This window comes from Janibacter sp. FSL W8-0316, assembly GCF_038004165.1.
Taxonomy (GTDB): domain Bacteria; phylum Actinomycetota; class Actinomycetes; order Actinomycetales; family Dermatophilaceae; genus Janibacter; species Janibacter indicus.
Map to the genome: position 1 here is coordinate 2,014,934 of NZ_JBBOQX010000001.1, position 16,950 is coordinate 2,031,883.

General features: G+C 72.2%; 20 protein-coding genes and 1 tRNA gene. 11 read left to right on the plus strand and 10 right to left on the minus strand.

Annotated features, from left to right (window positions below; genetic code table 11):
* Positions 1-36 precede the first annotated feature (36 nt).
* Together NYE39_RS09895 and NYE39_RS09900 are read left to right on the plus strand one after the other, a co-directional pair.
* Positions 37-1,572, plus strand: coding sequence for an OFA family MFS transporter (locus NYE39_RS09895; RefSeq protein ID WP_341012554.1), 1,536 nt, complete (start codon positions 37-39; stop codon positions 1,570-1,572).
* Positions 1,573-1,909: 337 nt separating this feature from the next.
* Positions 1,910-2,338, plus strand: a complete 429-nt coding sequence (locus NYE39_RS09900) for a hypothetical protein (RefSeq protein ID WP_072625847.1) — start codon at positions 1,910-1,912, stop codon at positions 2,336-2,338.
* 99 nt (positions 2,339-2,437) lie between these two features.
* Here the strand turns inward: NYE39_RS09900 and NYE39_RS09905 are convergent, their stop codons facing one another.
* Positions 2,438-2,830 (minus strand): rhodanese-like domain-containing protein, encoded by a 393-nt coding sequence (locus NYE39_RS09905; RefSeq protein WP_072625848.1) that lies wholly within the window; start codon positions 2,828-2,830, stop codon positions 2,438-2,440.
* Positions 2,827-3,828 carry a selenide, water dikinase SelD gene (gene selD, locus NYE39_RS09910; protein WP_341012555.1) on the minus strand — a complete coding sequence of 334 codons (1,002 nt, stop codon included), beginning with the start codon at positions 3,826-3,828 and terminating at the stop codon, positions 2,827-2,829. Before selD ends, NYE39_RS09905 begins: the two co-directional genes overlap by 4 nt.
* Before the next feature lie 59 nt (positions 3,829-3,887).
* Between selD and NYE39_RS09915 the strand changes: the two genes are divergently transcribed.
* The 3 genes from NYE39_RS09915 to NYE39_RS09925 all read left to right on the plus strand — a co-directional run bounded on the left by NYE39_RS09915 (position 3,888) and on the right by NYE39_RS09925 (position 7,182).
* Positions 3,888-3,983: transfer RNA gene (locus NYE39_RS09915), tRNA-Sec, on the plus strand.
* Positions 3,984-4,024: 41 nt separating this feature from the next.
* Positions 4,025-5,377, plus strand: coding sequence for an L-seryl-tRNA(Sec) selenium transferase (selA, locus tag NYE39_RS09920; RefSeq protein WP_341012556.1), 1,353 nt, complete (start codon positions 4,025-4,027; stop codon positions 5,375-5,377).
* Complete coding sequence (locus NYE39_RS09925; RefSeq protein WP_341012557.1) at positions 5,374-7,182, plus strand: SelB domain-containing protein; 1,809 nt, start codon at positions 5,374-5,376, stop codon at positions 7,180-7,182. The genes selA and NYE39_RS09925 overlap by 4 nt, the downstream gene beginning before the upstream one ends.
* On the opposite strand, the gene NYE39_RS09930 is transcribed toward NYE39_RS09925, so the two are convergent.
* From NYE39_RS09930 to NYE39_RS09950, 5 genes are all read right to left on the minus strand, one after another.
* Positions 7,179-7,577, minus strand: coding sequence for a type II toxin-antitoxin system VapC family toxin (locus NYE39_RS09930; protein ID WP_072625852.1), 399 nt, complete (start codon positions 7,575-7,577; stop codon positions 7,179-7,181). The genes NYE39_RS09925 and NYE39_RS09930 overlap by 4 nt on opposite strands.
* On the minus strand, positions 7,574-7,834 hold the full coding sequence (locus NYE39_RS09935; RefSeq protein WP_341012558.1) for a type II toxin-antitoxin system Phd/YefM family antitoxin: 261 nt from the start codon (positions 7,832-7,834) through the stop codon (positions 7,574-7,576). The genes NYE39_RS09930 and NYE39_RS09935 overlap by 4 nt, the downstream gene beginning before the upstream one ends.
* A 74-nt stretch (positions 7,835-7,908) precedes the next feature.
* Positions 7,909-8,133 carry an OsmC family protein gene (locus NYE39_RS09940; RefSeq protein ID WP_341012559.1) on the minus strand — a complete coding sequence of 75 codons (225 nt, stop codon included), beginning with the start codon at positions 8,131-8,133 and terminating at the stop codon, positions 7,909-7,911.
* Between the two features lie 91 nt (positions 8,134-8,224).
* The gene (yczE, locus tag NYE39_RS09945) at positions 8,225-8,908 is read right to left on the minus strand and encodes a membrane protein YczE (RefSeq protein WP_341012560.1); all 684 of its coding nucleotides are present in this window, start codon (positions 8,906-8,908) and stop codon (positions 8,225-8,227) included.
* A gap of 5 nt (positions 8,909-8,913) precedes the next feature.
* On the minus strand, positions 8,914-9,570 hold the full coding sequence (locus NYE39_RS09950) for a TetR/AcrR family transcriptional regulator (protein ID WP_341012561.1): 657 nt from the start codon (positions 9,568-9,570) through the stop codon (positions 8,914-8,916).
* Between the two features lie 108 nt (positions 9,571-9,678).
* Between NYE39_RS09950 and NYE39_RS09955 the strand changes: the two genes are divergently transcribed.
* On the plus strand, positions 9,679-10,452 hold the full coding sequence (locus tag NYE39_RS09955; protein ID WP_341012562.1) for a hypothetical protein: 774 nt from the start codon (positions 9,679-9,681) through the stop codon (positions 10,450-10,452).
* Here NYE39_RS09955 and ppk2 read toward each other — a convergent pair.
* Positions 10,371-11,261, minus strand: a complete 891-nt coding sequence (gene ppk2, locus NYE39_RS09960; protein WP_341012563.1) for a polyphosphate kinase 2 — start codon at positions 11,259-11,261, stop codon at positions 10,371-10,373. The genes NYE39_RS09955 and ppk2 overlap by 82 nt on opposite strands.
* 58 nt (positions 11,262-11,319) lie before the next feature.
* On the opposite strand from ppk2, the gene NYE39_RS09965 reads away from it, so the two are divergent.
* The 3 genes from NYE39_RS09965 to ybaK are packed head-to-tail and all read left to right on the plus strand — an operon-like array spanning position 11,320 to position 14,009.
* Positions 11,320-12,006, plus strand: a complete 687-nt coding sequence (locus NYE39_RS09965) for a hypothetical protein (protein WP_341012564.1) — start codon at positions 11,320-11,322, stop codon at positions 12,004-12,006.
* Between the two features lie 20 nt (positions 12,007-12,026).
* Complete coding sequence (locus tag NYE39_RS09970) at positions 12,027-13,487, plus strand: protein adenylyltransferase SelO (RefSeq protein ID WP_341012565.1); 1,461 nt, start codon at positions 12,027-12,029, stop codon at positions 13,485-13,487.
* A gap of 12 nt (positions 13,488-13,499) precedes the next feature.
* On the plus strand, positions 13,500-14,009 hold the full coding sequence (gene ybaK, locus NYE39_RS09975) for a Cys-tRNA(Pro) deacylase (protein WP_341012566.1): 510 nt from the start codon (positions 13,500-13,502) through the stop codon (positions 14,007-14,009).
* Between the two features lie 14 nt (positions 14,010-14,023).
* Here the strand turns inward: ybaK and NYE39_RS09980 are convergent, their stop codons facing one another.
* Positions 14,024-14,356 carry a DUF952 domain-containing protein gene (locus tag NYE39_RS09980; protein ID WP_341012567.1) on the minus strand — a complete coding sequence of 111 codons (333 nt, stop codon included), beginning with the start codon at positions 14,354-14,356 and terminating at the stop codon, positions 14,024-14,026.
* Between the two features lie 141 nt (positions 14,357-14,497).
* Between NYE39_RS09980 and NYE39_RS09985 the strand changes: the two genes are divergently transcribed.
* Both NYE39_RS09985 and NYE39_RS09990 read left to right on the plus strand, forming a co-directional pair.
* Positions 14,498-14,914: a helix-turn-helix transcriptional regulator gene (locus NYE39_RS09985; RefSeq protein WP_072626375.1), complete on the plus strand. Its 417-nt coding sequence runs from the start codon at positions 14,498-14,500 to the stop codon at positions 14,912-14,914.
* A 9-nt stretch (positions 14,915-14,923) separates the two neighbouring features.
* Positions 14,924-15,394, plus strand: a complete 471-nt coding sequence (locus NYE39_RS09990; RefSeq protein WP_072625861.1) for a VOC family protein — start codon at positions 14,924-14,926, stop codon at positions 15,392-15,394.
* A 54-nt stretch (positions 15,395-15,448) separates the two neighbouring features.
* On the opposite strand, the gene NYE39_RS09995 is transcribed toward NYE39_RS09990, so the two are convergent.
* Positions 15,449-16,930: an NAD-dependent succinate-semialdehyde dehydrogenase gene (locus NYE39_RS09995; RefSeq protein ID WP_341012568.1), complete on the minus strand. Its 1,482-nt coding sequence runs from the start codon at positions 16,928-16,930 to the stop codon at positions 15,449-15,451.
* Positions 16,931-16,950: the final 20 nt, after the last annotated feature.

Genomic DNA, 16,950 nt, shown 5'->3' on the forward strand with positions numbered 1-16,950 from the left:
CACCCCAACCCGCTTCAACGACGAAGGGACCACTGCATGTCTGTGCTCAACCGCCTGGATCGCGCGCACACGATCGCGCCCCAGGGCTACAACCGCTGGCTCATCCCACCAGCGGCCTTGGCCATCCACCTGTGCATCGGGCAGGCCTACGCCACCAGCGTCTACAAGACCTCGCTCGTCGAGCACTTCGACGCCTCCCTGACCGAGATCGGCTTCATCTTCTCGATCGCCATCGTCATGCTCGGGCTGAGTGCCGCGGTGCTCGGCACCTGGGTGGACCGTGCCGGTCCGCGCAAGGCGATGTTCGCCGCCGCCTGCTGCTGGGCGGCCGGCTTCCTCGTCGGCGCCGCGGGGATCGCCCTGTCCCAGCTGTGGCTGGTCTACCTCGGGTACGGCGTGATCGGCGGCATCGGTCTGGGCATCGGCTACATCTCCCCCGTCTCGACGCTCATCAAGTGGTTCCCGGACCGCCCCGGCCTGGCCACGGGCATGGCGATCATGGGCTTCGGCGGCGGCGCGATGGTGGCCTCCCCGCTCTCGCGGCAGCTGCTCTCCCTCTACGACTCCTCCTACGACGCGACCGACGCCGCCTCCCTCGCCGACGGTCGCTCGCTCAGCCTGCTCTTCGTCACCCTCGGCATCGTCTACTTCCTCGTGATGATGATCGGCGTGGCCAACGTGCGCGTGCCCTATGACGGCTGGGCCCCCGAGGGCTTCGACTCCTCGACGGTCGCGAAGAAGCCGATGGTCACCGACGCCCACGTCTCCGCGGCCAACGCGGTGAAGACCCCGCAGTTCTGGCTGCTGTGGGTCGTCCTCTTCTGCAACGTCACGGCGGGTATCGGGATCCTCGAGCAGGCCAGCCCGATGCTCCAGGACTTCTTCCGCGACGCCTCAGGCACCTCGTCGGTCACGGTGGCCGCTGCCGGTGGCTTCGTCGGCCTGCTGTCCCTGTTCAACATGGCCGGACGCTTCGTGTGGTCGACGACCTCCGACAAGATCGGGCGCAAGCCCATCTACATGCTCTACCTGGGCGCTGGGATCCTGCTCTACCTGGGGCTGGCTCTCTCCGGACAGACCGCGGTCGCGCTCTTCGTCCTCTTCTCCGCGATCATCATCTCCTTCTACGGCGGCGGGTTCGCCACGGTCCCCGCGTACCTGCGAGACCTCTTCGGCACCTTCCAGGTGGGCGCGATCCACGGCCGGCTGCTCACCGCATGGTCAGCCGCCGGCGTCGCCGGGCCGCTGATCATCAACGGCTTCCTCGACCGCGCGGGTGGCGCGGGCGGCCTCGACGCCTCCGCATACCGTCCGGCGCTGCTGACCATGGTCGGGGTCCTGGCGGTCGGCTTCGTCGCCAACCTGCTCGTGCGCCCGGTCGCCGACCGCTTCCACGAGCAGGGCGACGTGCGCGTGCTGCCCTCCGCGGCCGAGGCGGTCGGCGCCGCCACCGGCGAGGTCGCCGGCCGCGGCACCCTGCGCGTCGTGCTCTCGTGGGCGGTCGTGCTGGCGCTGCTCACCTACGGGGTCGTGATGACGCTGAGCACCGCCCTCAAGCTCTTCACCGGCTGAGCTCTTACCGCGCCTCGGCCGCTGGACCCGAGTCAGGTGGTCGCTCGGTGCTGCGTCCTCACGCGTATGCAGCACCAGCCGACCACCTGACGGAGTCGGGTCACTCGCGGACGTCGGCACGGCCGTCGTGCAGGGGCAGGCCGGTGGCGGCCGCGACCCACACGCTCGCCTTCACCGTCGTCGGCGTCATCGCCCTCGTCGGGGCGATCATCCCCGTCATCACGAGGAAGCCGCAGCACGCCTGATCACCTCTGGCGCGCAGTGGTGCGGCTCTGGCAGTCTTCTACCAGGCTGGCACGGGGTCGGCCACCATCACGAGATCAGGGGACAACTCCACATGCGCACTCGACTCTTCGGCGTGGCCGCGGCGGTGGCCATGGCCGCGGGCATCGCCGGCACCACCGCTGCACCCGCCAACGCCTCCGGCTGGAGCACCGTGTCGACGTCCACCGTCGGCAAGTCCCTCTCGTACTCCTCGTGGACGTCGCTGGGCCGCTCCTTCAAGCCCGTCCCGGGAGCCACCTACCGGTACTGCGTCGTCGGCAAGGGCACCACCAAGGCCAACCTGCAGCCGACGGCCTTCGGCACCGTCGCCTCTTTCACCAACAGCTCGAAGTACGTGACGCGGTGCACCAAGAGCTGGCGTACCCCGACCGGCTACGGCTCCACCATGTACCCGACGGCCGCCAAGCTCACGAAGACCGGCAGCGTCTACATCTCCAAGGTCTACGTGCAGCGCTACTACATCGGGCACGTCCCCGTCTGAGGCGCAGCCCGCCAGCCCGCATCCCCGGGCACAGGCTCCGTCGGATGCCCTCCGTGACGTCCCGCGCTGTCACGGAGGGCATCGTCGCGTCACGTCGCGTCACTCCCGGACGTCGGCACGGCCGTCGTGCAGGGGCAGGCCGGCGGCGGCCCAAGCCTCGACCCCACCGATGACGTCGGTCGCGTCTACCCCGAGCGAGCGAAGGGAGACCGCGGCCAGCGACGAGCTGTAGCCCTGCCGGCACAGCACGACGACCTGGGTCCCGGGCAGCGCCTCGGGGATGCGGTGCGGGCAGGTCGGGTCGAGCCGCCACTCGAGGACGGTGCGGTCGATGACGAGCGCGCCGGGCAGCTCGCCCTGCCGGGCCCGCTGCGCGGCGGTGCGGGTGTCGACGAGGAGGGCTCCCCCCTTCGCCGCGTCGTGGGCCTGCTGCGGGGTGAGCCGGGTCAGCCCGGCTCGGGTCGTCTCGAGGACCCGGTCGACCTCGCTCACGCGACCTGCACGAGCACGCCGTCACCGAGGGAGCCGGCCGCGACCGTTTCGCCGATGAGCGGGGCGCCGGGCACCTCGCCGACGACAAGCAGACCGCCGGAGGTCTGCGCGTCGGCGAGGAGGATCAGCTCGTCCTCGGCGATGCCGTCGGCCGCGAGGTGCGGACGCACCCAGTCAAGGTTGCGACGAGAGCCGCCGGGGACGTGACCGGCGGCGAGGGCCTCGCGGGCGCCAGCGACATAGGGCACGGCCTCCGCGTCGACGCGAGCGGCGACGCCCGAGGCGCGAGTCATCTTGTAGAGATGGCCGAGCAGGCCGAAGCCGGTGACATCGGTCGCCGCCCGGATGCCGGCCGCGACGGCCGCCCGGGAGGAGTCGCGGTTGAGGGTGACCATCGAGGCGATCGCCTCCTCGCTCCGCTCGCCGGTCGCCTTGTGCCGGTTGTTGAGCACCCCGACGCCGAGCGGCTTGGTCAGGCTGATCGGCAGCCCAGCCTCCGCTGCGTCGTTGCGCATGATCCGGTCGGGGTCGGCGGTGCCGGTGACCGCCATGCCGTAGATCGGCTCGGGGGCGTCGATGCTGTGCCCGCCGAGCACGGGGAAGCCGGCCTCGGTCGCGAGGTCGAGGCCCCCACGCAGGACCTCACGGAGCAGGTCGGTCGGCAGCAGCTCGCGCGGCCAGGCGACGAGGTTGATCGCCATGACCGGGTCACCGCCCATGGCATAGATGTCAGAGACCGCGTTGGCCGCCGCGATGCGCCCCCAGTCGTAGGGGTCGTCGACGACGGGGGTGAAGAAGTCGGTCGTCGACAGCACGGCCTGACCACCGGAGATGCGCACGGCAGCCGCGTCGTCACCGTCGTCGAGCCCGACGAGGACGTCGCTGCCGGCCGGGGCCGAGGCGTGCAGACCGGCGACGATCTGCTCGAGCTCCCCGGCCGGGATCTTGCAGGCGCAGCCCCCGCCGCGCGCGTACTGGGTCAGGCGGATCGGCTCCATGACGACACAGTAGGGCCCACGACCGGTGTCGGGCCCGGCGAGGTCCTAGGGTGACCCGTGGAGGCGTCTGGGTTCCTGGTGGTCCCCCCGGTCTTCAACACCGGTGAGGCCGAGCATCTCGGTCTGGCGGGTTCGATTCCCGTCCGCCTCCGCCAGTTCTTCACGACCACCACGCCCGACGAAGGGAGCAGCGCCCGTGAGCGAAGACCCGCGCCGGTCGATCCCCCGCACCGACACGCTGCTGGCGGATCCTCCCTTCGTCGCGGCGGCGGAGCGTCTCGGTCGGCCGGTGGTGCGCGCGGCGATCACCGCGGCCCAGCAGCGGGCTCGGGCCGGCGAGATCCCGCCGGAGGACGTGGCCGGCGCGGCGCTGGCATCGCTCCCGGCCCGGGCCTCCTCACTGACGCCGGTGCTCAACGCGACGGGCGTCGTGGTGCACACCAATGTCGGGCGAGCACCCTTGTCCCCCAGCGCGATCGAGGCCGTCGTCGATGCCGCCGGCTACGTCGACGTCGAGATGGACCTGGCGACCGGGGCGCGCAGCCGACGGGGTGCCGGCGCGCTGGCCGCACTGCTCGAGGCCGTGCCCGACGCGGCTGGTGCGCTGGCGGTCAACAACGGCGCAGCCGCCCTCGTGCTCGCGACGACCGCCTTGGCCGCCGGCCGCGAGGTCGTCGTCTCGCGCGGCGAGATGGTCGAGATCGGCGACGGTTTTCGTCTGCCCGACCTCATCGCCTCGACCGGGGCGCGGCTGCGCGAGGTCGGCACGACCAACCGGACCCACCTGCGCGACTACGCCGACGCGATCGGCCCCGAGACCGGGTGCGTGCTCAAGGTGCACCCGAGCAACTTCCGGGTCGACGGCTTCACCACGGCGGTCGGGCTGGAGGAGCTGCGCGGGCTGACGCGGCCCGACGGCTCGCGCGTGCCGGTCGTCGCCGACATCGGCTCCGGGCTGCTGACGCCCGACCCGTTGCTGCCCGACGAGCCCGACGCGACGACCTGGCTGCGCGCCGGCGCGACGATCGTGACCGCCAGCGGCGACAAGCTGCTCGGCGGACCCCAGGCCGGCCTCGCCCTCGGTGATGCCGAGGTCGTCGAGCGGCTGCGGCGCCACCCGCTCGCCCGGGCGCTGCGGGTCGACAAGCTCACCCTCGCCGCGCTCGAGGCGACCGTGCGCGGCCCGGTCCCGCCGGTCACCTTGTCGCTCCACGCCACCGCTGACGAGCTGCGGACACGGGTCGACGTCCTCGCGACCGCACTGGGCCGGGAGGTGGTCGCCGTCGACGGTCGCGTCGGTGGCGGCGGCGCCCCCGGGGTTCCGCTGCCCGGCTGGGCGGTCGAGGTGCCCGTCGAGGCGGTCGAGCGGCTGCGTCGACCCACCGCTGGGGTGCCCGTCGTGCTGGCTCGTGTCGAGGGCGGCTGCGGCTTGGTCGACCTGCGCTGCATCCCGGCCGACCGTGACTCCGACGTGGAGCGGGCGCTACGAGCAGCCTTGGACGACAACGCCGCCGACCGCGGGACCGGGGCGGAGCCCCCTTCGTCATGAGGCGGGTGCTGGCGACCGCAGGCCACGTCGACCACGGCAAGTCCACGCTCGTCCGGGCGCTGACGGGGCGCGACCCGGACCGCCTGTCGGAGGAGCGGGACCGGGGGCTGACCATCGAGCTCGGCTACGCGTGGACGCGCCTGCCGGGTGGGGTCGAGATCGCCTTCGTCGACGTGCCGGGGCACCAGAGGTTCGTCGGGACGATGCTGTCGGGGCTGGGACCGGCGCCGGCTGTGGTCTTCGTCGTCGCGGCGGATCAGGGCTGGCAGGCGCAGAGCAGCGAACACCTCGCGGCCGTGCAGGCGCTCGGCATCACCGACGGGCTGCTCGTCATCACCCGCTGCGACCTCGCCGACGACGACCGCATCGCGACCGTGCAGGCCGACGCCGGACGGCGGCTTGCTGCGGCTGGGCTCGACGTGCCGGCGGTCGAGGTCTCCGCGACGAAGGGCGACGGTCTCGACGACCTGCGCACCGCCCTCGCCGACCTCGCCGCTCGGCTGCCCGAGCCGGATGTCGTTGCGGCAGTGCGGCTCTGGTGCGACCGCGCCTTCTCAGTGTCGGGTGCGGGCACCGTCGTCACGGGCACGCTCGGCACCGGCACTGTCCGCACCGGCGACCGACTGCTGCTGCTCGACCGCGGCACCACCCGCGAGGTGACGGTCCGCGGCCTGCACAGCCAGGACGCAGCGCGTGAGTCCGTCGGCCCGGTCTCGCGGACCGCGGTCAACCTGCGCCGCGTCGACGACGTGAGCCGCTCGGCCGTGCTGCTCACCACCGACGCCTGGGAACTCGCCCCAACCGTCGACGTGCGGCTCACCGAGGTGGGTGGCTCGCACGCGACCGGTTCGCACGACCTTAAGGAAATGCGGACTCCCGAGCATGCGACGCTGCACGTGGGGTCGGTCGACGTGCCGGTGCACGTGCGACCGCTCGGTGACGACTTCGCCCGGCTGTCGGCGGGCGTCGACCTGCCGTGGCGGGTCGGCGACCGGGCGATCCTGCGCGACCCGGGCAGTCGTCGACTGTGGGCCGTGCGGATCCTTGACGTCGACCCCCTGCCGCTCACCCGCCGCGGCGGAGCCTCTCGTCGGGCCGAGGCCCTGTCAGCCGGCGACCTCGCGGCGACGCGCCTGCGGTCGCGGTCGGCGGAGCGCCTCGACACCTTCGAGCGACTGGGGCTTCTGGTGCCGAGCACCGCTGTGCGGCAGGGCGACTGGTGCATCGACCCCGCAGCCATGGAGGCGTGGCGAGGCCGGTTGGTCGAAGCCGTCCGCGCCCACCATTCCGCCGATCGCCTGAGCGCCGGGATGCCCGTGGCCGAGGCCGCACGGGCCCTCGCCCTGCCGGACCACCTGCCCGCGGACCTGGGCCCCGACCTCGTCCGCGGCCTCGTCGCAGGCTCCGACCTGACGATCGCCGACGGGCGGGTCCTGGACCCGAGGGCCTCCGGCCTCGGTCCCGCCCAGGCGGGGGTCGCGGCTCTCGAGGAGAGGCTGCGGGAGGCTCCCTTCCTCGCGCCGGAGAGGGGCGACCTCGACGATCTCGGGCTGGGCCCCGCGGAGCTCGCCGCTGCCGCGCGCCTCGGGCGGCTGCTGCGACTGCCCGACGACGTCGTCCTGCTGCCGAGCGGACCGGCACGGGCGATGCGACTGCTCTCGGGGCTGGAGCAGCCCTTCACCCTGAGCGCTGCGCGTCAGGCGCTGGGCACGACTCGCCGGGTCGCCGTGCCGCTGCTCGAGCACCTCGACTCACGTGGCTGGACCCGCCGGGTCGACGGGAGCCTGCGCGAGGTCGTGCGCTAGGCGGTGGCCCCCGGGCGGAGCAGGCGAAGACCGGCCGACTCCCCCGCGGCGCACAGCTCTCGGTCGTACGCGGCCAGCACTTCCGACTGCATCCGCAGGGCCGTGGCAAGGTGGATCGCGTCGGCGCTGCGCAGCCCCCATCCGCTCGTCGCTGCTCGGTCGAGGTCCTCACGGGTGACGTCGGCCAGGGTGATCATCTCCAGCACGGCGTTGACCGCGGTCACGTCCCACACCGATCGGCGTTGGGCTGCGCAGTGCAGCTCGGTGAAGAGCAGCCTGGAGGAGAGCAGGACGTCGGCGGGATCCAGTGCGGTGAGCGCGGCCGCCAGGGGTTCCGACTCCGCCTCGGCCGCCAGCAGCTTGAAGGCCGCGGACGTGTCGAGGTAGACGATCATCGATCGCCTCGGAGGTCCGCGAGCACCTCGGCCGTGTCCACGCCTTCGACTCGGTGGATGCTCGAGAAGTCCCTTGCCGCACGCGCCGGCTGCACCTGCCCCGACGCGACCGCCTCCTCGAATGCAGAACCCCCCAGGGGCACCATTCGCGCAACCGGCTCGCCTCGGTTGGTCACGGTCAGGCTCTCACCCGCCGCCACCCGACGCAGCACCTCGGCGCTGTCGTTGCGGAGCTCTCGATGCGAGATAGTTGCCATGTAGCAAGCGTAGCAACCGGCGTCAGGCGGCGGCAGTGGCGACCTCGAGGGTCGTCGTACCGGCACACCCTGCGTCAGGTTGCCGAGGACGGGGCAGTGCTCGGCGACGGCCTGCACGAGGCGCGGGCCGCGAGCAGGTGCTCGATGGGGTTCGCGCCCTTGTCTGCGCCGCCGAGGCTCTGCGGCTCGTCGATGGCGAATTCGTGCTGGCGGGCGGTGATCGCGACCTCGGTGCCGGTGACGAGGCGGCCCCGCACGCTCGAGGTGAGGACGGTCGAAGCGGCTGCGGGGGCGGACATGGGTGCTCCTGCGTGGGTCACGCGGCGACGACGCCCATCGCTTGGCCCGGTCGGTCGACCGCGCCCACATGGGCCAATTCATAATGTCCAGTTATGTATCGGTGGGTGGGATCGGGCGCCCGAGATCGACGGTGAAGAGCGGCAGGAAGAGCTGGGCCAACGGCCCGATGGCCACGGCGTAGAGCACCGTGCCGACGCCGACGGTGCCACCCAGCAGCCAGCCGACGGCGACCACAGCGACCTCGATCCCGGTGCGCACGAGCCGGATCGAGCCACCGGTGATGCGGGCCAGCCCGGTCATCAGACCGTCGCGCGGGCCGGGGCCGAACTGTGAGCCGATGTACATGCCGGTCGCGACACCGTTGAGCACCACGCCACCAAGGAGCAGGACGATGCGCCAGATCATCCCGGCCGGCTCGTCGAGGATCGACAGCACGAGGTCGGCGGACGGGCCGATGAGCAGGGCGTTGCCGATCGTGCCCAGACCGGGCTTCTGCCGCAGGGGGATCCAGCCCAGCAGAACGAGCAGCGAGACGCCGATGACGATCGTGCCGAAGCTCAGTGGGATGTGGTGCGAGACGCCGACGTGCAGCACGTCCCACGGGATCTGGCCGAGGGTCGCGCGCAGGACCATCGCCATGGATGCGCCGTAGAGGAAGAGCCCGGCGAGCAGCAGCGGCAGGCGGATGGCGAGGCGGCCCGCGCGGAGCTGGGCGAGCGGACCGATGTCGGCGAGCTGGCGGCCCCGCGGCGCGGTGGCGGCTCCCTTCGTCATGGGGGTCAGCCTGCACCGGCGAGGCCGAGGGTGTCGACCTGTCGCTGGAGCAGGGCGCGGAAGAACGGATCGGCCGGCTCAGCACTGCCGACGAGATGGCCACCGAGCTCGAGCGTGACGGCGCCGACGAGGGCGGCGAGCTCGGCGAGGACGGCGCCTCCCCCTTCGCGCGTCACGCCCTCGGCGACCTCCGTGAGGACCTCCATCTGCCGGGCCACCCGCGGGGCTGCGAAGGGGGCGACCTCCACCCCTCCCGCCACCGCGAGGAAGGGGCGGGCCACCGCGGCCGCGGCCGGCACGGTCTCCGGAGGGGCGACGTACCCGGGCACCGGGGTGCCGTAGATCAGCTGGAACTCGTGCGGACGCTCGACGGCCCACCCACGCATGGCCTCCCCGAGGGCGATCCACCGGCGGTCAGGACGGCGGACCCGCACCGACTCGACCGCGGCGGCCAGGCTCTCGTAGCTCTCGAGGATCATCGCCGTGAGCAGCGCCTCGCGGGTCGGGAAGTACCGGTAGACCGCCGAGGAGACCATCCCGACCTCGCGGGCGACGGCACGCATCGACAGGCCTCCCCCGCCGTGCGCGGCGATCTCCTCCCGCGCCGCGGCGAGGATCGCCGCCGTCGTGCGCGCCCTTGACTCTTCCCTCACACCGGCCATGGACAGATCCTCGCACACAACCGAGAGCACCGCTCTTGCCACGAATCGCAGCGCGGGTCTACCCTCGACTTAACCGAGAGCGCTGCTCTCATTTCTGAGGAGGAGCCCATGCGCTCGACCGACACCCGACACCTAGCCATGCCGGCCGCGTCCGCCGGCATCCTCATGGCCACCTACCTGCTGCTCCGGCCCTACGGCGACGCTGACTCCGCCACGTCCCCCGAGGCCGCCGCGGCCTATGCGAGCCAGTGGTGGGTCGTCGCCCACCTCGCCGGCGCACTGGCGCTCGTCCAGGTGGGACGGCTCGGCCTGCGGATCGACGACCTGCTCAGCACGACGACGACCTTCGCCGCGCGCTGGACGGGACTGGCCGGCGCCGTCCTCGTCCTCCCGATCTACGGTGCCGAGACCTTCGGGCTGCATGCCGTCGGCCGGGCCGGCCTCGCGGATGCCACGGCGATGACGCTCGTCGGCGGGGTGCGCGGGCAGGACCATCCGGCCGGGATGACGCTCTTTGCCCTGGGCCTGCTGCTCCTCGCGGTGAGCGGGGTCTGCACGGCCCTGGCCTGGCACCGGGCTGTCCGCTCAGGCCGCTGGACGGCGCCCGCGTGGGCCGCGTGGCCCCTCGGCATCGGCGCCGCCCTCGTGCTGCCGCAGTTCTACCTGCCGCCGACGGGGCGGATGGGCTTCGGGGTGGCCTTCGCCGTCGCGGCGGCGGTGCTGGCCGTCGCTGCCCTTCGAGACGGCCGCGGACGGCCGCCCACGCGGAACGTGGGACCCACTCAGGGGCCGGGTGAGGCTCAGTCGCCCTCGGTCTTGCGGCCGCGGGAGACGACCTTGCGGTCCGGCGTGAAGACGACCTCAGGGTCCTTGCCCTCGTAGTCGAACTGGTTGAGGAAGAAGCGGATCGCGTTGATCCGGCCGCGCTTCTTGTCGTTGGACTTGATGACCGTCCACGGCGCGTGCCGGGTGTCGGTCCGCCGGAACATCTCCTCCTTGGCCTGGGTGTAGGCCTCCCACTTGTCGAGGCTCTCGAGGTCCATCGGGGAGAGCTTCCACCGGCGCACCGGGTCGATCTGCCGGATGGCGAAGCGGGTGCGCTGCTCCTGCTGGGTCACCGAGAACCACAGCTTGGTGACATGCACCCCGGCGTCAGCCAGCATCCGCTCGATCTTCGGGGCCTGGTCCATGAAGCCCTCGTACTGCTCGTCGCTGCAGAAGCCCATGACCCGCTCGACGCCGGCCCGGTTGTACCAGGAGCGGTCGAAGAGGACGATCTCGCCGCTCGTCGGCAGGTGCTGGATGTAGCGCTGGAAGTACCACTGCCCGAGCTCTCGCTCCGAGGGCTTGGTCAGGGCGACGACGCGGGCGCCTCGCGGGTTGAGGTGCTCGGTGAAGCGCTTGATCGTCCCGCCCTTGCCCGCGGCGTCGCGCCCCTCGAAGAGCACGATGAACTTGCGCCCCGTGTCCTGCGCCCAGTACTGGAACTTCAGTAGTTCGATCTGCAGCATGTACTTCTGGACGTCGTACTCCTCGCGCTCCATGAGCTCGTCGTACGGGTAGTTCTCCCGCCAGGTCTCGACGGCCTTGCCGTCGGGGGCGATGAGCATCGGGTCGTCGCCCTGGTCGTCACGCACGGTGTAGCCCTCGACCATGAGCCGGTCGATGTACTCGCGGAGGTTCTGCTGCATGCGTGATGGATACCAAGGTCAGGTTGACGGGAGGTGGACGTCAGGCGAAGGGAGGAGCGTGCGCGGCTGCTTCAATGTCGCCATGGAGCAGCGCCGCGCGTACTGGGACGACACCCACCTCTACGAGGTCGACACCGAGGTCATCGCGGTGTGCGACGAACCGACTTCCGGCATCGCCGTGCGCGAGGGCATCGTCCACCCGAAGGGGGGCGGCCAGCCTGACGACGCCGTCACCGTCGACGGTGGCCCGGCCTCGGTCAGCAAGGACGACACCGCGGTGTGGCTGCACCCCGAGGGCGACCTGCCCGCCGTGGGCGAGAACGTGCACGTCGCGATCGACCCGGAGGTGCGCCGCCGCCACGCGGCGCTCCACTCGGCGGGCCACCTGCTCGACGCCTGCGTCGTGCCGCTCGGCTTCGTGGGCGTCGGCCTGAGCCACGCGCCGGGCCAGGCCTTCCTCCTCTACGACGTCGACGGCGGCGCCCTGCCCGACGGCGAAGAGGCGAAGGCCGCGCTCGTCGAGACGGTCCTCGATCGGGCTCGCGAGCACGTGGCGGCCGCCCTCCCCTTCGGCGCCGAGGTCGACGCCGAGGGCGTGCGCCGGGTGACGATCGAGGGCCTGCAGACCGACCCGTGCGGCGGCACCCACGTGCGCACGACGGCCGACCTCACCAGCATCCAGATCACCCGCGTGCGCACGAAGAAGGGGCAGCTCAAGCTGAGCTACACGGCGGAGCACGCGTGAGCGTCTGCGATGGTGGGGGCATGAGGTGGCCCTGCGACAACAGCTTCGTCCGCGACCTCGGCTGGCTCGGGGTCCGCGCCGACCCGGTCCCCGTGCGCGCCCCCGAGCTGCTGGCGCTCAACGACGGCCTCGCCGTCGAGCTCGGCCTCGACCCGGCGGCACTGCGCTCCCCAGAGGGTGTGGCCGTCCTCGCGGGCAATGCCGTCGCCGAGGGCTGCGAACCGATCGCCCAGGCCTACGCCGGGCACCAGTTCGGGCACCTCTCCCCCATGCTCGGCGACGGTCGCGCGCACCTGCTCGGGGAGGTCGTCGACACCCACGGGCGGCGCCGTGACATCGCGCTCAAGGGGTCCGGGCGCACCCCCTTCTCCCGGGGCGGTGACGGTCGCGCGGTCATGGGGCCCGTGCTGCGCGAGGTCCTCGTCTCCGAATTCATGCACGCGGTCGGGGTGCCGACGACGCGAGCCCTGGCTGCCGTCGCGACCGGCGAGACGGTGGTGCGCGAGAGGCCGCTGCCGGGCGCCGTCCTCACCCGGGTCGCCGCCTCGCACCTGCGCATCGGCACCCTCGTCCTCGTCGCCACGCAGGGCAGCCTCGAGCAGCTCGCCGCCGTCGTCGAGCACGCCCGCGCCCGGCACCACCCCGACGTGCCGCCGCAGGACCCGATGGCGCTGCTCAGCGCGGTCGTCGAACGACAGGCCGAGCTCGTCGCCCACTGGATGGCCCTCGGCTTCATCCACGGGGTGATGAACACCGACAACATGACCCTCTCCGGCGAGACGATCGACTACGGCCCGTGCGCCTTCCTCGACGCCTACGACCCGGAGAACTTCTTCAGCAGCGTCGACACCGGTGGCCGCTACCGCTACTCCGCGCAGCCGACGATGGCGCTGTGGGGCCTGGCCCGGCTGGCCGAGTGCCTCATCCCGCTCGCCGACGGCGAGGCCGACGACCTCGTGACGCAGGCGCAGGAGCGACTCGAGGACTTCACCCCGGCCTACGAGCAGCACGTGCTCGACAACTTCCGCATCAAGCTCGGCCTCGTCCGCGACGTCGCCGGGGACAACGCGCTCGTCGAGGACCTGCTGCAGATCGCCGCGGACGAGTCGCTGGACTTCACCGGCCTCTTCCGCGACCTCGCCCGGGTGCTGCGCGACGAGCCGACGCCGACCTTGGACCGCGTCCGGGACGTGGCGCGGTGGCAGGCCTGGCGGGACCGGTGGCTGACCCGCCTGCACGGCGAGGGCAAGGCCCCAGCGGCCAGCGCGCAGATCATGGACGAGACCAACCCGGTCCACATCCCCCGCAACCACCTCGTCGAGGAGGCCCTCGCCGCGGCGCACGCGGGCAACCTCGCTCCCTTCGAGCAGCTGCTCGAGGTGCTCCGGTCCCCCTTCGTCGAGCAGCCGGGGCTGGAGCGCTACGCGGAGCCGGCCGACCCCGACTTCACGCGGGGCTACATCACCTACTGCGGGACCTAGCAGACTGGTCCCATGGGCAAGAGGGCGAAGGGGGGCGGCGCCACCCCGGCGACGAAGGCGCTGGCTGCGGCCGGGGTCGAGTTCGTCGAGCGCGCGTACGACCACGACCCGCGGGCCGAGTCCTACGGCATGGAGGCCGCAGAGGCGCTCGAGGTCGCGCCAGCGAGGGTCTTCAAGACCCTGCTCGCGCAGACCGATCTCCCCCGAGACCACGGCCTCGTCGTCGGCATCGTGCCTGTCGACCACCAGCTCGACCTCAAGGCCCTCGCGGCCGCCGTCGGAGCGAAGAAGGCGAGCATGGTCGACCCCGCCCTCGCCGAGCGCACGACCGGCTATGTCGTTGGCGGAATCAGCCCGATCGGCCAGAAGCGCTCTCTGGCAACGGTGCTCGACGACTCCGCCCTCACCCACGACACCGTCTTCGTCAGCGGTGGGCGGCGGGGGCTGGACCTCGAGCTCGCGCCGGGTGACCTCGTCGACGTCACCGGGGCGATCACGGCCGCCATCGCGAAGGGGAGCTGACTCCCCTTCGTCGGTCAGCGGAGGCGGTCGACCTGGCTGACGCAGCCGATCGGCAGGTCCCCGCCGTAGACGTGCGGGAAGAGCTCGTCACCGCCGAGGACCGCGGGCTCGTACCGCACGTCGAGGCCGTGCCCGGCGAGCGAGGCCTCGTCGATCGTCAGGAGCAGGAGCGGCTCGGTGACGTCCGCGTAGAAGCGCCCGAGGACTCCCTTGAGCTGCTCCGGCGACCCGCTGCAGTGCATGAAGCCCTCCTCGCTGATCGTCCGCCCGCGCGTGGACACGGGATAGCTGCCGGCGGACTGCGCCGCCTGCCAGTCGGACTCGAGGGCGATGTGCTGGAGGGTCATGGGTCCATGGTGCCGGGTCGCGGGGTCTCGAGGCTCGTCGCAGGGCTCCTCACACCTCGACCAACGGAGGCTGGGCCCGCACGGCGAATCGAGGCTCGCTGGCGCTCGCACCTCGACGAACGTAGTTTGAGCCGGGTGACCATGACCCCGCGGGAGGACCAGAACCGCCGCCTGCTGCGGGCACGGGACGCCATGGACCGCGACTACGCGAGCGAGCTGGACATCCCTTCGCTCGCCCGGGTGGCCCTGATGTCGCCGGCGCACTTCTCCCGGCAGTTCACGGCGACCTTCGGCGAGACGCCGCACCGCTACCTGCAGCGGCGGCGGATCGAGCGGGCGATGACCCTGCTGCGCGACCACGACCGCAGCGTCACCGAGGTGGCGCTGGCGGTCGGCTACGACAGCCTCGGCACCTTCAGCCGGACCTTCCGTCGGGTCACCGGGCGCACGCCGAGCGACTTCCGCGACGAGGCGCCGATCGCCGCGCCGGGGTGTGTGGTGACGCGGTGGACGAGACCGAGCAGTTTCGGAGAAGCGCCCCAGCCGCCGCGTCCCTAGGTTGGAGCCATGTTCACAGGGATCAGCCACCACTCCGTCTACGTCCTCGACCAGGACCAGGCGCTCGACTTCTACTGCGGCAAGCTCGGCTTCGAGGTGAGCGCCGACGTCGACCTGGGCTTCATGCGCTGGCTCACCATCGCGCTGCCCGCCCAGCCCGACCGGCAGATCATGCTCGAGGTGCCGGGCGCCCCCTTCGTCGACGAGGAGACCGCGGCGCAGCTGCGGGACCTGCTCACCAAGGGTGCGCTCGGGGCCGCCGCGATCCTCACGACCGACGACTGCCGGGCCACCTACGAGGACCTGCGGGCGAAGGGGGTGGAGTTCACCGAGGAGCCGACCGAGCGCCCCTACGGCATCGACTGCGCGCTGCGGGACCCCTTCGGCAACCCCGTGCGGATCACCCAGCCCGCGGAGGGCCCGGTGACCGCCGAGGACTTCGCCGAGCACGGGGAGAGCGCGACCGACCTGCGGGCGTGAGCGGGGGCGTCTCGAGGCTCCTCGCTGGCGCTCGTCGCACCTCGACGAACGTGGTCACACCCGCACGCCGATGTACTTCGTCTCGAGGAACTCGTCGATGCCGGTGAAGCCGCCCTCGCGGCCGACGCCGGACTCCTTGATCCCGCCGAAGGGAGCGGCCGGGTTGGAGACGACGCCCTGGTTGAGTCCGACCATGCCGGCCTCGAGCGCCTCGCTCACCCGCAGCCCGCGGTCGAGGCCCTGCGTGAAGACATAGGAGATCAGGCCGAAGGGGGTGTCGTTGGCCAGCGCGATCGCCTCCTCCTCGGTGTCGAACTCGGTGATCGCCGCGACCGGTCCGAAGATCTCGGAGCTGCCCATCTCGGCCTCCGCCGGCACGCCGGTGAGCACCGTCGCCGGGTAGAAGTAGCCGTCGCGGTCCGCGGGGGCGCCGCCGAGCTGCGCGGTGGCCCCGCGGTCGAGCGCATCGCGGACGAGCTCGTCGACCTTGTCGACCGCCTTCTGGTTGACGAGCGGGCCGACGACGACGCCGTCCTCGACGCCGCGGCCCATCGGCAGCGCGCCCATCCGCTCCCCCAGGCGACGGGCGAACTCCTCGGCGACCGGACGCTGCACGAGGATCCGGTTGGCCGCGGTGCAGGCCTGGCCGATGTTGCGCATCTTCGCCGCCATGGCCCCCTCGACGGCGACGTCGAGGTCGGCGTCGTCGAAGACGAGGAAGGGGGCATTGCCGCCGAGCTCCATCGACGTGCGCATGACGGTCTTCGCGGCGAGCTCGAGCAGGTGCTTGCCGACCGGCGTCGACCCGGTGAAGGAGATCTTGCGCGAGCGCGGGTCGAGGATCATCGGGCGCATGACGTCGTCGCTCTTGCTCGTCGTCACGACGTTGACCACGCCCGCGGGCAGGCCCGCCTGCACGAGGATGTCGGCGAGCGCGAGGGTCGACAGCGGGGTCTCGGCGGCGGGCTTGATGACCGACGTGCACCCGGCGGCGATGGCCGGCCCGATCTTGCGGGTGCCCATCGCCATGGGGAAGTTCCACGGGGTGATGAGGATGCACGGGCCGACCGGCTGCTTGGCGACGAGGAATCGTGAGCCGCCCGCCGGCGCGGTCATGAAGCCGCCGTCGATGCGCACGGCCTCCTCGGCGAACCAGCGGAAGAACTCCGCGGCGTAGGCCACCTCCCCCTTCGCCTCGGCCAGGGGCTTGCCCATCTCGAGGGTCATGATCAGGGCCAGCCGGTCGACGTCGGCGAGCATGAGGTCACGGGCGCGGGTGAGGATCTCGCTGCGCTCGCGGGGCGGGACCTGCGCCCACTCCGCCTGCGCCGCGACGGCGGCGTCGAGGGCCGCGGCGGCCTCGTCGGGGTCGGCGTCGGCGACCTCGACGAGGTGCTCGCCGGTCGACGGGTCGTCGACCGGCATCGTCGCGCGGGCGGTGCGCCACTCCCCGGCGATGAAGAGACCGGTGGGCACCGAGGCGATGGCCTCGCGCTCCTGCTCGCGGGTGACCTCTGGCATGTCCGTGGTCGTCATGGAAGGCTCCTTCGTCAGCG